The 14,968-nt window shown below is 65.8% G+C and carries 21 protein-coding genes; 12 read left to right on the top strand and 9 right to left on the bottom strand.

Annotated elements, in window-relative coordinates; genetic code table 11:
• Nucleotides 1-23 precede the first annotated feature (23 nt).
• The 5 genes from ACQ3DC_RS13140 to ACQ3DC_RS13120 all read left to right on the top strand — a co-directional run bounded on the left by ACQ3DC_RS13140 (nucleotide 24) and on the right by ACQ3DC_RS13120 (nucleotide 3,324).
• The gene (locus tag ACQ3DC_RS13140; protein WP_157239518.1) at nucleotides 24-923 is read left to right on the top strand and encodes a glycerophosphodiester phosphodiesterase; all 900 of its coding nucleotides are present in this window, start codon (nucleotides 24-26) and stop codon (nucleotides 921-923) included.
• 58 nt (nucleotides 924-981) lie between these two features.
• Complete coding sequence (locus tag ACQ3DC_RS13135) at nucleotides 982-1,431, top strand: hypothetical protein (protein ID WP_430752438.1); 450 nt, start codon at nucleotides 982-984, stop codon at nucleotides 1,429-1,431.
• Complete coding sequence (locus tag ACQ3DC_RS13130) at nucleotides 1,428-2,228, top strand: AzlC family ABC transporter permease (RefSeq protein ID WP_370460458.1); 801 nt, start codon at nucleotides 1,428-1,430, stop codon at nucleotides 2,226-2,228. The genes ACQ3DC_RS13135 and ACQ3DC_RS13130 overlap by 4 nt, the downstream gene beginning before the upstream one ends.
• The gene (locus ACQ3DC_RS13125) at nucleotides 2,225-2,536 is read left to right on the top strand and encodes an AzlD domain-containing protein (protein WP_157239514.1); all 312 of its coding nucleotides are present in this window, start codon (nucleotides 2,225-2,227) and stop codon (nucleotides 2,534-2,536) included. The genes ACQ3DC_RS13130 and ACQ3DC_RS13125 overlap by 4 nt, the downstream gene beginning before the upstream one ends.
• Nucleotides 2,537-2,997: 461 nt before the next feature.
• On the top strand, nucleotides 2,998-3,324 hold the full coding sequence (locus ACQ3DC_RS13120; protein WP_231754822.1) for a hypothetical protein: 327 nt from the start codon (nucleotides 2,998-3,000) through the stop codon (nucleotides 3,322-3,324).
• 9 nt (nucleotides 3,325-3,333) lie between these two features.
• Here the strand turns inward: ACQ3DC_RS13120 and ACQ3DC_RS13115 are convergent, their stop codons facing one another.
• Both ACQ3DC_RS13115 and ACQ3DC_RS13110 read right to left on the bottom strand, forming a co-directional pair.
• Complete coding sequence (locus tag ACQ3DC_RS13115; protein ID WP_104996592.1) at nucleotides 3,334-3,558, bottom strand: hypothetical protein; 225 nt, start codon at nucleotides 3,556-3,558, stop codon at nucleotides 3,334-3,336.
• Between the two features lie 148 nt (nucleotides 3,559-3,706).
• On the bottom strand, nucleotides 3,707-4,342 hold the full coding sequence (locus ACQ3DC_RS13110; RefSeq protein ID WP_157239512.1) for a TetR/AcrR family transcriptional regulator: 636 nt from the start codon (nucleotides 4,340-4,342) through the stop codon (nucleotides 3,707-3,709).
• Nucleotides 4,343-4,463: 121 nt separating this feature from the next.
• Here ACQ3DC_RS13110 and ACQ3DC_RS13105 point away from each other — a divergent pair, with 121 nt between their 5' ends.
• From ACQ3DC_RS13105 to ACQ3DC_RS13080, 6 genes are all read left to right on the top strand, one after another.
• Nucleotides 4,464-4,787, top strand: coding sequence for a thiamine-binding protein (locus tag ACQ3DC_RS13105; RefSeq protein WP_157239511.1), 324 nt, complete (start codon nucleotides 4,464-4,466; stop codon nucleotides 4,785-4,787).
• Between the two features lie 71 nt (nucleotides 4,788-4,858).
• Nucleotides 4,859-5,536, top strand: coding sequence for an O-methyltransferase (locus ACQ3DC_RS13100; protein WP_157239509.1), 678 nt, complete (start codon nucleotides 4,859-4,861; stop codon nucleotides 5,534-5,536).
• Nucleotides 5,537-5,641: 105 nt separating this feature from the next.
• Nucleotides 5,642-6,121, top strand: a complete 480-nt coding sequence (locus ACQ3DC_RS13095; protein WP_430752437.1) for a Dps family protein — start codon at nucleotides 5,642-5,644, stop codon at nucleotides 6,119-6,121.
• A gap of 14 nt (nucleotides 6,122-6,135) precedes the next feature.
• Nucleotides 6,136-7,293, top strand: a complete 1,158-nt coding sequence (locus ACQ3DC_RS13090; RefSeq protein ID WP_430752436.1) for an acyl-CoA dehydrogenase family protein — start codon at nucleotides 6,136-6,138, stop codon at nucleotides 7,291-7,293.
• Nucleotides 7,287-8,693 carry a PIG-L family deacetylase gene (locus tag ACQ3DC_RS13085; RefSeq protein WP_430752459.1) on the top strand — a complete coding sequence of 469 codons (1,407 nt, stop codon included), beginning with the start codon at nucleotides 7,287-7,289 and terminating at the stop codon, nucleotides 8,691-8,693. Before ACQ3DC_RS13090 ends, ACQ3DC_RS13085 begins: the two co-directional genes overlap by 7 nt.
• Nucleotides 8,694-8,713: 20 nt before the next feature.
• On the top strand, nucleotides 8,714-9,433 hold the full coding sequence (locus ACQ3DC_RS13080; RefSeq protein ID WP_370460457.1) for a glycosyltransferase: 720 nt from the start codon (nucleotides 8,714-8,716) through the stop codon (nucleotides 9,431-9,433).
• 72 nt (nucleotides 9,434-9,505) lie between these two features.
• Here ACQ3DC_RS13080 and ACQ3DC_RS13075 read toward each other — a convergent pair whose 3' ends face one another.
• The 6 genes from ACQ3DC_RS13075 to ACQ3DC_RS13050 form a co-directional block, all read right to left on the bottom strand.
• Complete coding sequence (locus ACQ3DC_RS13075) at nucleotides 9,506-9,682, bottom strand: CsbD family protein (protein ID WP_157239504.1); 177 nt, start codon at nucleotides 9,680-9,682, stop codon at nucleotides 9,506-9,508.
• Nucleotides 9,683-9,813: 131 nt separating this feature from the next.
• On the bottom strand, nucleotides 9,814-10,071 hold the full coding sequence (locus ACQ3DC_RS13070; RefSeq protein WP_157239502.1) for a hypothetical protein: 258 nt from the start codon (nucleotides 10,069-10,071) through the stop codon (nucleotides 9,814-9,816).
• A 357-nt stretch (nucleotides 10,072-10,428) separates the two neighbouring features.
• Nucleotides 10,429-11,628, bottom strand: coding sequence for a YihY/virulence factor BrkB family protein (locus tag ACQ3DC_RS13065; RefSeq protein WP_430752435.1), 1,200 nt, complete (start codon nucleotides 11,626-11,628; stop codon nucleotides 10,429-10,431).
• A gap of 140 nt (nucleotides 11,629-11,768) precedes the next feature.
• A complete protein-coding gene (locus ACQ3DC_RS13060; protein WP_430752434.1) occupies nucleotides 11,769-12,431 on the bottom strand; it encodes a DUF3618 domain-containing protein in 663 nt (220 codons plus the stop codon).
• On the bottom strand, nucleotides 12,428-12,838 hold the full coding sequence (locus tag ACQ3DC_RS13055; protein ID WP_157242809.1) for a phage holin family protein: 411 nt from the start codon (nucleotides 12,836-12,838) through the stop codon (nucleotides 12,428-12,430). Before ACQ3DC_RS13055 ends, ACQ3DC_RS13060 begins: the two co-directional genes overlap by 4 nt.
• A 17-nt stretch (nucleotides 12,839-12,855) precedes the next feature.
• Complete coding sequence (locus tag ACQ3DC_RS13050; RefSeq protein ID WP_430752433.1) at nucleotides 12,856-13,701, bottom strand: hypothetical protein; 846 nt, start codon at nucleotides 13,699-13,701, stop codon at nucleotides 12,856-12,858.
• A gap of 271 nt (nucleotides 13,702-13,972) precedes the next feature.
• Between ACQ3DC_RS13050 and ACQ3DC_RS13045 the strand changes: the two genes are divergently transcribed.
• Complete coding sequence (locus tag ACQ3DC_RS13045) at nucleotides 13,973-14,503, top strand: MarR family winged helix-turn-helix transcriptional regulator (RefSeq protein WP_430752432.1); 531 nt, start codon at nucleotides 13,973-13,975, stop codon at nucleotides 14,501-14,503.
• 60 nt (nucleotides 14,504-14,563) lie between these two features.
• Here the strand turns inward: ACQ3DC_RS13045 and ACQ3DC_RS13040 are convergent, their stop codons facing one another.
• Nucleotides 14,564-14,899 carry a hypothetical protein gene (locus tag ACQ3DC_RS13040; RefSeq protein ID WP_430752431.1) on the bottom strand — a complete coding sequence of 112 codons (336 nt, stop codon included), beginning with the start codon at nucleotides 14,897-14,899 and terminating at the stop codon, nucleotides 14,564-14,566.
• Between the last annotated feature and the right edge of the window lie 69 nt (nucleotides 14,900-14,968).

Here is a 14,968-nt window from a genome sequence, read left to right as displayed (position 1 = left end):
GCCGGGTCGGCTACCGTGTCTCCATGACCAGTGACGAGTCCGGGCCGCAGCGGCCCACGGTCTTTGCCCACCGCGGTTCCAGCGCCGCCTTCGCCGAACACACCCGTGCCGCCTATCTGCAGGCGCTGGCAGACGGCGCCGACGGCGTGGAGTGCGATGTCCACCTCACGCGTGACCAGCACGTTGTCCTCCTGCACGACGCCAACCTGGACCGCACCTCGGACGGAACCGGGCCCGTCGCCGAACGCACGCTGCGGGAACTGAGGCACCTGGATTTCTCGTCATGGAAGGGCGTGCGTATTCCCGAAACGTACGGGGCGCTGTCCGAGCAGTTCCTGACCCTGCCCGAACTGCTGGAGATCCTCCGGGGCGCCGGCCGGCCGGTGAAGCTGGCCATCGAACTCAAGCACCCCAGCCCGTACCAGCTCAAGCTCGAGGACCGGGTCCTGGAGGTACTGCGGGACGAGGGCTGGGATCCACTGACCTCTTCGCTGGACAACGTGTCAGTGACGTTCATGAGTTTCAGCCCGGACTCAGTGCGGCAGTTGCTCCACTCGGTTCCCCCTGAATTCGTCTGCCAGCTGGTGGACGATGTGGACATCCGGGTAATCCGCGCGGGTCTGGGCTTCGGCGTGATAACCGGCGGTGCAATTGCCAACCTGATGAAGGCCGCCCAGCTGGAAGGTGAGCGGATCCTGGACCTTGGCGAGGTGGGTATGGCCGGGCCCGGAATCGAGTACGTGCGCCGGCACCCGGCGTCCGTCCAACGCTGGCTCGCCGCCGGCCGGCGCTTCCGGGTATGGACGGTGGACACGGAACAGGATGTGGCGCTGTGCACAGGACTGGGCATCCAGGAGATCACCACCAATGTGCCCGCCCGTGTCCTCAGCCAGCTGGAGCTTGCCTCGCCCCAGGGCAGGTAAGTTCCCGGCCGCAGGGATGGTTTCGGCGCTTCCGGCGGTGCTGTGATTGAGTTGAACCATGCCTCTTCCCCGCTCCGGCCGGGCCGCCCAACACCTTTCTGCTGCAGCCATGAGCGCACTGCTCCTGGCCAGCGCCATGAAGCACTTCCGCGACCCCGGCTTCTACCGCCAGGTGGTGCCCGATTACCTGTGCCGTGACGACGGCGCTGCGCCCTCGCGGCCCTTCGCCCTCCTTTCGAGGGAGGAATGGATCGCGGTGAGCGGCCTGCTGGAGCTGGCAGCCGCCGTCGGAATCCTGGTCCCTGGAACACGAAAGGCAACCGCCACAGCCACCACCATGATGTTCGCTGCGTTCCTCGCGGGGCATGTCGACGCCCTCCGCCGGGCTTACGGGCCGCGGGGAACCCGGGCGCAGCGGAAGGTGCACAGTGTGCGGCTTCCGCTCCAGGCGCCGCTCATTTCGTGGGCTTGGAGCCTGCGGAAGCCCGCCGTGGGGGCGGGCCTGTGACGCTGCTGGCATCCCCGGCAGTGCGGATGGGCATCTCCATCAGTATCGCCACCGGCCTGTACGGCGTTTCCTTCGGCGCGCTCTCGGTCACGTCAGGGCTCAACTTCTGGCAAACCATGGCCTTGAGCCTGCTGCTGTTCAGCGGCGGCTCGCAGTTCGCTTTCATCGGTGTGGTGGCGGGCGGCGGCTCCGGCATCGCGGCCATGAGCGCTGCCACGCTCCTGGGAATGCGCAACGGGATCTACGGCATGCAGTTGAACGCCCTCCTGCACCCCACGGGCTGGCGCAAGTATGTGGCCGCCCAGTTGACCATCGATGAATCCACGGCCACAAGCTCCGGCCAGGCGGACCCCGCTGAACAGCGCCGCGGGTTCTGGGCTGCGGGCATCGGAATCTACGTGCTGTGGAACCTGTTCACCGCCGTCGGCGCGCTCGCCGGCAGCGGCCTGGGCGATCCAAAACAGTGGGGACTGGACGGCGCAGCGGTGGCTGCATTCCTTGGCCTGCTGTGGCCGCGGCTCAAGGGACGCGAGCCCGTTGCCATCGCCGTTGTGTGCGCCGTGGCCACCGTGATCGCCGTTCCCTTTGTCCCTGCGGGCGTCCCAATCCTCGTGGCGGCGGTGGTGGCTGCCGTGATCGGCTGGTTCAGCCACGGCCGCAGTGATGAAGGCCTGGAGCCGGATGTCGACCCCTACCGGGAACGCCACCGGCATGGCGGCAGGGGCGGCAGCCCCCTCGCGGGCCCGCATGAAGGCCGGGCCCGCGCGAAGGAGACAGGACAGGGGACAGCCGAATGAGTCTCTGGATCTGGCTCCTGATTGCGTGCGCCCTGGCCTACGCCTGGAAGCTGGTGGGCTACTTTGTCCCGGCCCGGCTGCTCGAAGATCCGAGGATGTCCCGTGTGGCCGGCACCATGACCATCGGATTGCTGGCATCCCTGACCGTGGTGAATACTTTCGCAACCGGCCAGTCGCTGGTTGCTGACGCAAGGCTGGGAGCACTCGCGGCTGCCGCCGTAGCCCTGGCGCTTCGGGCGCCGTTCCTGGTGGTGGTGCTGGCCGGAGCGGGCACGGCTGCGCTCTTGAGGATCCTCGGCTGGAATTGAGCGGGTGCCCCCGCCGGAAGCCCATGTTGCGATGTGGTGAAGATCAGTCACGTTGTGCTTTCCCGGTTGTACTATAAAAGCGGCTATGCAGTTGGCCATGGGATCTTCAGATGAATGGCGGCCATGGAAAATCAGCTGCACGCGGCCGGGGAAAGAGCCGGGCGTCCTCACCAGACAAACGTTCGACGACGGGCTGGACTGCCTGCCAAACGCTTCTTTACGCGCTTTTCCGGCCTGGCGGATGTTCCGGCCGAGGACCTGGAGTCCCTCTCCCGGAGCCTGTGGAAGTCATTTGAGCTTGATCCCGCATCCCAAATTCCGGCACTGCAGGCACTGGTGCGCCAGGAGCTTCGGGGCAGGGGGGATCCCGGCGAATAGCAGGCCGTGATCCCTGGGGCCTGTCTATGGTGGACTGGAACCAGGCCGCATTCCACTGCGGCGGCCATGAAGGAGGAACCGACATGAATGACGACATGAACGATCAGTCACGTCCGGAGCAGCCGGAGCATGGCCAAGGTGCTGACGGCGGCGCAGCCCGGGACACTGATTCCCGGGAGGCCGATGCCCGGGAGGCCGCGAAGAAGACGGCCGCAAAACCAGGACCCGACGTGCACGCACCGGAGCGGCACGGGAAGCCGCGGCAGGGCTACCTTGATCCAAGCGGTTCCGAAGGTTCCAGGGAGATGCGCGATACTGCACGGCGCCGCAGGGACGCGGAGGAAAAGCTGCAGCAGCACCTGATGGAAGCCAAGGACCATGTTCCCAACGAACACCACGGGCACCACTAAGGCATAGGGTCAGGCCACCCCGTGGGCTTCGCCGTCAGGCGAGCCGGCCCTGCGGCTGCATTCTTCGACAGCCATCTCATACCAGGTCTCCACACCAAATTCGGGCTCGGGCGTGTCCAGGTTCTGGTAGAGGGCATCCAGCAGGTGTGCCAGTTCTTCCGCGGTCATCGTGGGGAGGATTTCCTCCGGCCCGCGGGGATCATTGAGGTAAAGGTTCAGCTTTGAGCTGTTCATCTTAGTGCGGCCGTTGCCCGGGGGAGGTACTTGGATTGCTGCATGCGTCACTCCAAAATCAAGACACAGAGGGCTGGCTGCGTAACCCTTTCTGAAGTCTAGTGGCACCCTCAGGACGCCCACAATGGGGTTGCCGTTCAGTGGACTGCTAGCCCGGCTGGGTCTCCGCCAGGGGAGACGGCGGGACTGGCACATGCGCCGGAAGCGGCCGGGACGGCCGGGACGTGCGGATGGCATCCTCGATCAGGGCCAGCGGCCGGCGCCAGGCGTCGGACCCTGGCTCCATGGTGTCCACTACGCCAATGAGCATTGCGAGCAGCCGGAACATGTCGGTCATGGAGATGTCCGCACGCAGGCTTCCCTGGCCCTGCCCGCGCACCAGCAACACGCTGATTGATTCCATGAGTGAGCCCGTAATGCCGGTCAGGAGCTCACGACGGCCCGCGACGGCGCCCAGCAGGTTGGCATCAGCGCTGGCAGCAGCCATCAGGGCCTCGAGGACCCGCAGCAGTCCGGCGGTCGCGTCGATATTGGCCAGGGCGTCGTCGATCACGGGGTCCACTGTCAGGCGCAGCTGCCGGTTGAGCGCGGCGAGGACCAGCTCTTCCTTGTCAGCGAAGTTCCGGAAGAGGGTGGCCGGGCCCACTCCCGCCGTTGCCGCGATGGTCTGCAGCGGTACTTCGGGGCCATACTCGCGGAAGCACTGGCGCGCCGCTGTGATGATCTTGTCCACGTTCCGCGCTGCGTCGGCGCGGAGCGGCTTGCGGACGACTGCGAGGCTCATGCGAAAAGGTTAGCAATGGAGCTTTCGGCGTTCACTGTTACTGGAGGGTAGTGGGTTATGTGACGCGCCAGGCCACCCGTTTCCCCCTGCAACCCTGCAGGATGCATGGCACACTGGCACCATGTTGCTTGCGTTTTCTGTTGCCCCCTCCGGCGCGCCCAGCGAAGGTTCCCGTCCCTCCGATGCTTCAGTGCACGACGCCGTTGCGGCCGCCGTCAGGATCGTCCGGGAATCGGGGCTTCCCAACAAGACGGATTCGATGTTCACCACCATCGAAGGCGAATGGGACGAAGTTTTTGACGTAGTGAAGCGGGCCACCGAGGCAGTGGGACGGTACGGAAGCAGGGTGTCCCTGGTCATCAAGGCCGATATCCGGCCCGGCTACACCGGTGAGCTGACGGCAAAAGTGGACCGACTGGAAGAAGCGCTCGCTGACGGTTCCTGACCCGCGGCGGCCGCATCCGCCGTCGGCCTTTTGCTCTGGACCCCGACGCGGGCCCGTGCCAGACTGTGGCAATGTTCGAGCACAAGCCCCGGCCAGAGTGGATTGCGGCTGAAGAATACCTGTCCGACGTCGTCGTCCGTCCGGATTCCGCCCTGCAGCAGGCCATTCGCTCCGCCGAAGAGGCCGGCATGCCCGCCATCGAAGTGGCTCCCAACGCCGGAAAGCTGCTCAAGCTCCTGGTCCAGATCTCCGGCGCCCGCCGCGTGCTCGAAATCGGCACCCTCGCCGGCTACAGCACGATTTGGATGGGGCGGGGCCTTCCCGACGGCGGCAGCCTGGTCACCTGCGAGTTCCTGCCCAAGCATGCAGAGGTTGCCTGGGCCAACATCGACGCCGCCGGCTTGGGGGAAAAGGTCGAAATCCGGCTGGGACCCGCGCTGGAAACGCTGGCCGCACTTGAGGAAGAAGCCCGGGAACCATTCGATTTCATCTTCATCGATGCGGACAAGGAGAACAACAGCGGTTACCTGGACTGGGCCGTCCGGCTGGGCCGGCCCGGGTCGACGGTGGTGCTGGACAATACCGTGTGGGAGGGAGCCATTCTTGACCCCGGGATGGACCCGGTCAACGCGCCGGGAATCATCGACGCGCTGAAACTCCTCGGCGAGCATCCCCGGCTCGATGCCACTGTTATCCAGACGGTGGGCTCGAAAGGCTGGGACGGATTCGCGCTGGCCCGCATCCGGTAGCGCTGTGCTCATGTTGCCGCGCTCGATGCTGGAACTGCTAAGTATGCTTAGAATGAATTTTCGGCTGGAGTGCGGCCGGACAGAGAGCAGCAGCGGAGGAAACTGATGAAAGCGTCACCCACCCTGGCCGGCAATCTGCAGACGGTGCTTACCGATCTCATAGAACTGCACCTGCAGGGAAAGCAAGCCCACTGGAACGTTGTGGGCACGAATTTCCGTGACCTGCACCTGCAGCTTGACGAGATTATTGCCGCTGCCCGGCTCTTCGCCGACCAGGCTGCTGAACGCATGCGCGCCCTGCACGCCCTTCCGGATGGCCGCAGCGGCACTGTCGCGGCCGGCAGCCGGCTGGACGAATTTCCCGCAGGGCTGACCTCCACGAAAGAGACGGTCAAGCTCATTACGGCCAGGCTGGAGCGTACGGTCCAGACTATGCGGGATGTCCATGATGAAGTGGATGAGGAGGATCCCACCAGCGCGGACCTGCTCCACGCGGCCATCGAGCGGCTGGAGCAGCTTGCGTGGATGGTCAACGCCGAGACCATGGCGGCCACGGCATCCGTCACCGAGCCGGCAGGCAAGTAGGCGCCGCCGCCCCGATGCCGGAACTCTCCGAAGAACACAGCCCATCACCGGCCGGTAACGCGCCGGCCAGCCCACACACACTGGTCCGGCTGTCCGCGAACGGGGTACGGCCTGGCGGCGTGGATGCCTTGTTCCAGGCCGTCTCCTCGGCCGTCGGCGACGCCCCCGCGTTGCTTGCATTGGCCCGCGACGCCGGGAAGGAGTGGCCGCGGCCCGGCGAAGGCAATACCGGGCTTCTCTGGGAGCTCCTGGCAACGGTGGCCGCGATTGACGTCGCTGCTGCCCGCGTCTTCGAGCCGCACCTGGATGCCCTGGCCATCCTTGCGCAGGCGGGCCATGATCCTGCCCATGCCACGGGGACGTGGGGTGTATTCGCCGCGGAAGGTCAAGGCTTCCGGCTCAAGGCGGAAGCCAAGGGTTCCTCGGTTTTCCTCACCGGGTCCAAGCCCTGGTGCTCCCTGGCCCCGCTGCTTGACCACGCGGTGGTCACGGCCCACACGGACGACGGCGGCCGGGCGGCCTTTGCAGTGGACCTGCGCCACCCCGGCGTGACCTGCGGGGAACCGGCGTGGGTGGCACGGGGTTTGCGGGAAATTCCCAGCGGGCCGGTGCGGTTCGACAGGGTCCCCGCTGAGCCGTTGCAGGGAACCAACTGGTATTTCAGCAGGCCCGGGTTTGCCTGGGGCGGCATGGGGGTGGCCGCGTGCTGGCTTGGCGGAGCTGTGGGCATTGCCCGGGATTACCGGGATTCCCTGCATGCCGGAATTCTTTCAGGCCGGGAGCCTGACCAGATTGCGCTTGCCTCACTCGGCGAACTGGACCGCCTCCTTACCTCCACACTGCAGTATTTGGCAGGAACGGCGGAGCGCATTGACCGCCGGGAACGGGACTCCCTGGAACAGGGAACTGCCGGGCAGGGTGCTGCCGGGCAGGGGACCGCCGGGCAGGCATCGGCGTGGAGCGATGCGCTGCGGGTGCGCGGAACCTGTGCCGGCGCCGTCGAACGCGTCCTGTCGGTGGTCGGCAGCAACCGGGGCCCGGCCCCGCTGGCCTTCGACGAGAAGTATGCCAAACGGACGGCCGACCTGGCCCTGTACGTCCGCCAGCACCATGGCATGCGCGACGACGCCCAGCTGGGCGCCCTGGCCCTGAAGGGTGACGCGTGGTGGTGACCTTCCTGCACACGGACGAGGGGACTGACGAGTCCGCCTGGGCGGGAGGGGGACTCGCAGTCCTTCCGGAACTTCCGCTGGGTCCGCAGGAGCTCGCCGCCATGAAGTTCCTGGTCCTGGCCGCCCACCCGGACGACGAGACGCTCGGAGCGGGCGGCCTGCTGGCACGGCTTCAAACACTCGGCGCAGAGGTGGAGGTGCTGTTGTTCACGGCAGGGGAGGCCTCACACCCCGCCTCCACCACCGTCTCCCGGGAAGAGCTGACCGCCATCCGCCTGGCAGAGTTCGCAGCTGCCCTCGAATCCCTGGGGCTCAAAGACCGCTGGCGCTACCATGGCCTGCCGGACAGCGGCCTGGCGGAGCACGCCGGGGCCATCACCCGCTGTGTCAGTGAGGCCGCGGCGGGGCTGGCCGGCCCTGCGGGCCGGCTCGCCATTGTTGCGCCCTACCGGGCCGACGGGCACGGAGACCACGATGCCCTGGGCGCCGCCGCCGCTGCTGTTGCTGCCGACGGCGGTTATGCCCTGCTGGAGTACCCCATCTGGTACTGGCACTGGGCCGGGCCCGGGCACTCCGACTGGCAGTCCTGGGTACGGCTGCCATTAGAACCAGGCGAAGAGTCCTTAAAGGCGCAGGCCTTGCAGGAGCACACCAGCCAGACGCGGCCCCTTTCGCCGCACCCCGGCGACGAAGTCCTCCTGGATGAGTCCTTCCTGCGCCATTTCTCCCGGCCCTTTGAAACTTTCGCCTGGACTGCTCCGCAGGAGTTTCCGGCCGGAAAGCAGGATGCCGCCGGCAAGGCGCCCCATACCAGCAAGGACGCCCGGCGCATCTTTGACGGTGTCCACTCCAGGGAACCGGACCCCTGGCACTACACCACCAGCTGGTACGAGCGGCGGAAGCGCGCGCTGACGTTGGCAGCGCTGCCCGCCGAACACTATGCCTCCGGGCTGGAGCTCGGCTGCTCCATCGGGATGCTGACAGCCGATCTTGCTGCACGGTGCACGAACCTGCTGGCCGTCGATGCCAGCGGCGCCGCCCTGGAACAGGCAGCCGAACGCCTGGCCCCTTTCCCGGGAGTAGCAGCCAGGCAACTGACGCTTCCCGGTGAGTGGCCCGACGGAAGCTACGACCTTGTGGTGATGTCCGAGGTGGGGTATTACCTCGCCGCCGATGAGCTCGATGTGTTGCTCGAAAGGATCAGGGAATCCGTTGTGCCGGGCGCCGCCCTGGTGCTGTGCCACTGGCGGCATCCCATCTCGGGCTGGGCGCTCGACGGCGAAAGGGTCCACACGCGGGCACGGGACCGTTTGGCGTGGCCCACTGCCGGCCTGTACCGGGAACGCGACTTCCTGCTTGAAACCCTGATAGCGCCCAACGCCTCGGTGCCTGCCCCTTGACGCCGGTTGAGAGGGTGGCCGTGGTAATCCCGGTTCACAATGAGGAAGACCACCTGGACGCCGCCCTCACCGGCGTTACGGCCGCCGCTTCGAGACTGCAGCTGGCCCAGCCTGGAATTGGCGTGCGGGTACTTGTGGTCCTTGACTCCTGCACCGATGGTTCTGCTGCCATTGCAGCCACCTTCACTGCCAGGAACAGCTGTTTTTCTGCCGTGCCGGTCGCCTTCCGCAGCGTCGGGCGGAGCAGGCGTGCCGGGATCTGGCAGGTGCTCGGCGCTTTAAGCGACGACGGTCCTGAGGCCGCGGCAGGACTGTGGCTGGCCAACACTGACGCCGATTCGGTTGTTCCGGACAACTGGCTCGTGGGTCAACTGGAGATAGCTGCAGCGGGGGCCGATGCGGTCCTCGGGTCCGTGGAAGTGGATCCTGCGGGTGTCACGCCGGACTTGCTAAGCCGTTGGGAGTCCATGCACCCGTTCGCGGAAGACCATCCGCATGTGTTCGGAGCAAATTTCGGCATCCGCGGCTCGGCATACCTTCAGGCCGGCGGGTTCCCGCGCCACCTCGCACATGAGGACCGGGTGCTGGCGGCGCGGCTGCGGGAAAAGGGGTTTGACGTAAGGGCCACTGACACCGTCAGGGTGCGGACCTCGGGCCGGACACAGGCGCGGGCCCCGCAGGGGTTCGGCGCCTACCTGCGCACGCTCGGCATGGACATCGCACTGGCGCCGGAGAATTAGGCCAGCGCGGGACTGGACGGCTTAAACGGAAAGGGTCCGCTGCGTTTCCGCAGCGGACCATTTCCAGGAGGACTAGTCCTTTCGGAATGCGTCCTTGACCTTTTCGCCGGCCTGCTTCAGGTCAGCTTTGGTCTGGTCCATCTGGCCCTCAGTCCGGAGGCTTTCGTCATCAGTTGCCTTACCGGCCGCTTCCTTTGCTTTGCCGCCCATCTTCTCGGCGGCATTGTCAATCTTGTCGTCCAAACCCATGGCATTTCTCCCTTCGGCTTGTGGCCTGCGGCAATGCGCATGCCGTTCTCCCATGCTAGCCAGCCTGGGGTGTTGTTCAACAGGTCGCTGGCTGGATCCGCCAGGCAGTTGGCCGCAAAGCCGGGGGATGCTCAGACCAGGTCAGGGGCGCTGGCCACGATGTAGTCCGCGGCCGCGGGTCCGGTCATCGACAGGTTGTTGCTGTCCGGGTTGATTTCGTGTGTCTGCAACGCCGCCCACAGTGCTTCCGGCGGCTGGAGCGAAGCCTTGTGGAGAAGGCACCAACTGGTGTAGAGACCGTACAGCTCATCGCGTCCGAGGCCAAGGCCCGGTTCCCTGTCCGCGACAACTGCTTCGGCAAGAAATTCTTCAAAATGTGTAGCAGGCATGTTCGCTCATTCGGGTTCGACCGTGATGCCGCCGTTTCTGCTTCAGCGGCCCTGCCCGGCCCAGAAAGGCCTTGCAGAATAATCATGAAGGTATGGCAGGCGGCACACTTTGTCCAGTTAGGCCGTCCACCCAGGCCAGGGATTCCGTCCTGAATCGAGGGGGCCGACGGCGACTGGGGGGACTGGCCTCGGTCTCAGAAGAGGCCATCTCGCCGCCGGCCCCGCCTACACCCGGGCCACCATGCCAAACCCGGGAAGATAACAGGACCTCCGCTATCAATTTTCCCCTATCTTGGAAGTCCTGCCTAGCCCCCGGCGGCGGGCCCCGGCAGCGCTCCTGCCGGGGCCCGGTTGCCGTTAGTTCTTCTCGGTGCTTTCTCCGCCGTGGGCGCGGTCCCGGACTTTGTCCCGGACCCTTTCCCGGTGCGGCTCTGTAGGCTGGGCATCGTTCTTGCCGCCGACGTCATTCCCACCGGAAGCCTCATCCTGGCCGTTGGCGGCGCTGTATTTCTCGCGGAGCTCGCGGCCGTGCCTGATGTCTTCCTCTTCCTGTTTCTGCAACTTTTCGCTCTTCTTCGTGTCCCGCGGCGGCAGCTGAATGGTTTCCTCCGCCTCAATGCCGGCCTGCAGCTGCCTTCCCCGCTCCATCTCGGCGTCGAACTCCGCGCCGAATAGCAGGGACATGTTCAGGATCCACAGCCACAGGAGCATGACGATGACGCCGCCAAGGGCGCCATAGGTCTTGTTGTAGTTTCCAAAGTTGCCCACGTAGAACCCGAAGCCAAGGGAGGCCAGCAGGAAGACGAACAGTGCGATGCCGGAGCCCATGCTCATCCACTTGAACTTGGGCTGCTTGACGTTGGGTGTTGCGTAGTACAGTACGGCGATGATGGCGACGATAAGCGCGATCATCACCGGCCACTTGGCAATGTTCCATACGGTCAGGAAAACGCCACTGAGGCCGATCAGGCCGCCCACGGCCTCTGCCACCGGGCCGCTGAGCACCAGCATGCCGGCCAGGACGGCAACAATAACCACAGCCAGGAGCGTGACCACCAGCATTGTGCCGCGCAGCTTGATGAAGGGCCTGCCTTCATCCACCTCGTAGACCCGGTTCATTGCCCGGCCAAAAGCGCCCACGTACCCGGAAGCCGACCACAGTGCGGTGGCAAGGCCGATGCCCAGGGTGAATCCTGCCGCTGGGGCGTTTGCCAGGTCTTGCACCACCCCGCCTACCGTGTCAACAGTCTCGGCCGGGACAAAACCGCTGACGATTTGCAGGAGCGCATTGGTGGTCTTCTGCGGGTCGCCAAAGAGCCCTATCAGGGACACAAGCGCCAGGATGGCCGGAAACAGCGACAAGACCGCGTAGTAGGTCAGGGCTGCGGCGAGGTCAGGGCACTGGTCCTTGGTGAACTCGCGCAGCGTCTTCCTGGCGATGTATTTCCAGTTTGGCTTGTCTAATTCCTTGGGGCTATCCGGCTTCCTGGAGTCGTCCGGATCCGGTGCCTGGCCCGCCTTGGCGGTGCTGGTTTCGGAAGAGTCGTGAGTGGCCATGGGGTGTCCTCTCGATTGGGGCCTGAACCTGACAGGCCGGCTCCGCGGGTTGGCGGGGCCGGCCTGTCAGTGGTGCTTATGTGCCTTTGCGGCGCGCCTATTGCCATGCGGGTGCCACGGCGGGCCGTTGGGTGTTTGGCCTAGGTGTTTTTGACGTTGGAGGTGGCGTCGGTGGCGCGGTCTTTGACGTCGGTGGCGGCGTGTTGGCCTTCGGTTTTGACGTTTTGGGCGGCGTCGGTGGCGGTGGCTTTGACGTTTTCCATGGCTTGCTGGGCGGGTTCCTTGAGGTCCTGGGCCATGTCCTTGGCGGCGTCGGTGACCTGGGTGGCGAGGGGCTCGGCGGCGGTCTTGAGCTGCTGGGCTGCCTCGCGTTCCTTGTCGCTGGCGGGGATCAGGGAGGAGATGAGCATCCCGGCGCCGAACGCGATCAGGCCCGCGGCCAGGGGGTTGCCCTGGGTTTTGGCTTTGACCTGGTCCGGGGCGTTGGAGATCGCGGTGCCGGCGTCGGACAGCGTGGAGGCCACGTTGTCCCTGGCCCCGTGCAGGGTGTCCCCGGTGGAGTGCATCGCGTTGCTGGTGTGCCCGGCGCCGGAGTGCATCCGGTCGTTGACGGTGTTGGTGGCTGAGTCTGCTGTGCCCATGATTTTCTCCTTCACGCCGGTGACCGCGTCTTTTACTTTGTCGGTTTGGCGGTGGACGATGTTGGACGGGGTGACTTTGTCGGCGACCGCGTCAACGTTGGTGCCCAGGCGGGCGCGGGTGGCTTCTATGTCTGAACGGATTGCGTCCGGGTTATCGCTCATCGGTTTACCTCACCTGGTTTTAGGGTTGGGGGAATTTCGGACAGGGTCTCGCCGGTCTGGGGCAGGCCCTTGATCTGTTTGAGTTCCTTGCGCCCGATCGAGGCCAGGACCGCGGCGGTGATGCCCCAGACCACGGCGACGATCAGGGCGGCCCAGCCCAGGGGCATCAGGGCGCCGAGGGCGAACATCAGGGCCAGGGACAGGAAGACGAGCACGAAGTGCCCGGCCACGCCTGCGCCGGCGAGCATGCCCGAGCCCTTGCCGGCCTTGGTCGCGGATTGTTTGAGTTCGGCCTTGGCGAGTTCCACTTCCTGGCGCATCAGCGTGGACAGGTCGCGGGTCACGTCCCCGAGCAGCTCACCCAGCGAGGCGTTATCAGCCTTCAGGTGCGCCTCACTCGGCGGCATCTCCGGAATAGAACTACTCACAGCTGGCGTCCTTCCGTCGAACGGTAAGTGCCGTCGGCAGCGCTGTAGCTGCCGTCCTCATCGCGGTAGGGGTCATCCTCGTACCGCAGGGGGCTGTCTACTGCAGTCCCCCCGGGGAGGGTTGAGGTGGACACCGGAGCCCTCGTGCCTACTGCCGGCTCGTCAAAGAGGTCGTCAGTGCCGGCGGCATAGACAGTCTCCGGTTGAAGGGGCGCAACCGGCTGGGGCTGAACCGACCGCTGCGGGGAAACGCCCTGGACTGCCGCCTGTGCCTCGGGTGCTCCCGCCGTGAGGCCGCGGGTGAGCCGTCCGGCCAGGACGCCTGCGCCGGCTGCGACCAGCAGGAACGTGCCGGGGCGGTTGCGGGCGAACCTCTGGACTTCGCCGAGTAGGTCGCCCGGCTGCTTGGTCTCAAGCCAGGAGGCTACCGTTTCGGTGGTGCTGGCAGCCTGGCGGATCAGGTCGCTGGCCACGCCCTGCTGGTCCGGTGCAGCGGCCATGCTCTGCAGCTGGCTGGAAATGGAGCGGATGCCTTCCGCTGCCTTCTGCTGCTGCGTTCCCGCCTGGCTTGTCAGGCCCGACTTCGCCTGGTGCAGAAGATCCTGCGCACTGGTCTTCGCCTCGGAGGCCACATGCGCGGCTTCCTCCTTGGCGGTCTGGGCAACGCCCTGGGCTGCGGAGGCGGCCTGGTCGGCAACCTGCGAAGCTTCTTCCTTTGCCGCCTGGCTCTTGGAGCCTCCGGCGGGGGAGGTGCCGTAGCGTTCTTCAGCGCCTGTGTCCGGTGCACCGAAAGTATCGGTGGTAGCAGGGCTGGATGTCTGGGGCCATTGGTTCTCTGTCATCGGGCTCTCTTTCATGAAGGGTCAGCTGGCGATCAAGAACCAGCAGTGCTGGCTAGTAGTAAGCATGGTTACTAATTAGATACTAAGCACACTTCCCTTTTGATACGCAAGGGCTGCCGAATATATGGCTGCCGGGCAGGGTCTTTGGCCGCAGTGATAGTAAGCCTACTTGCGAATCTGATGCTAAGCATGCTTATTGTAGAGAATGTAGCGACGCAAGAAGAGGTGATCACACCCTGCACTTCGCCACCCACAGGAAGGCCACGGCCCGATGACCAGCAACCTTGATCCAGATGCCCGGACCAGCTATCGCCTGATTACGTTGGCAGCCCGGCTGGTGCAAAGGCGGCAGGACGATGCCTTGGCGCACTTGGGCCTGACACGGGCTGCCGTCATAGCTTTGGAAAATTTGGCCGCCGGGCCCCTTAACCAGGAGCAGCTCGCGGAGGCCATCCGCGTCCAGAGCCAGACCTTGGGACGCGTATTAATCCGGCTGGAGGGCGCCGGGCATATCACCAGGACCCGCCAGTCCACCGACCGCAGGCAGTTCAAAGTTGAATTAACGGAATCCGGCGCCGCGGCCCTGGAAGCTGCGCGCCGGGCGGAAATCAACGCATATCCGGATGATCCAGGTATTGGCTGGAAGGTCCTCAGCGAGGAACTGGCAAAGTTTGTGAGTGCCTTGCCTGCGGACCGGGAGCATGGCGTAGTCCCGTTTGCCGCCACTGAACACCGCACGGTGAGGCGCCCCCAAGGCGGCCGCGGCAGCGGCCTCCGCGGCGTGGACCAGCCCCGCCCCTGAGGTGCGGCCCGACCGCCCCAGAGGCTTGTCCGACGCCGGGCGGGCTGCCAGGCAGCGCAGCTAAGCCGCGCAGGCGTCCTTGAGTGCCTGGACGGACTCGCCCGGCACTTCGTCTCCGGCCGCGGCGATCTGGCCTAACGGCGTCGTGATCTCTGCGGGTACTCCGGCTGTACGTGCGGCGGAGACCAGGCCGGCCAGCGCCTGCTTGTCCTCCACGCTGACCAGGCCGTCCTGCACCACCGCGCAGGCCTGCCGTTTCACTTCGGCAGCGCCTGCGGCGGCCACCTTGGAGGCGGCGTCGCTGGCGGCATTGCCAGCAGCCTCCTCAACGGCACCACAGCCGGCGAGGAGCAGGAACAGGGGAGCGGCGGACAGGGCGGCAAGGCGGCGTTTCATCAGCCCAGCCTATCGGTCCGAGGCAAACGCGTGCCGGAACAGGGCATCCCGGCAGGACCCCTGCTCAAT

It is taken from the genome of Paenarthrobacter sp. NEAU-H11 (assembly GCF_050573415.1).
Lineage (GTDB): Bacteria > Actinomycetota > Actinomycetes > Actinomycetales > Micrococcaceae > Arthrobacter.
This window is presented reverse-complemented; position numbering and strand designations above follow the sequence as displayed.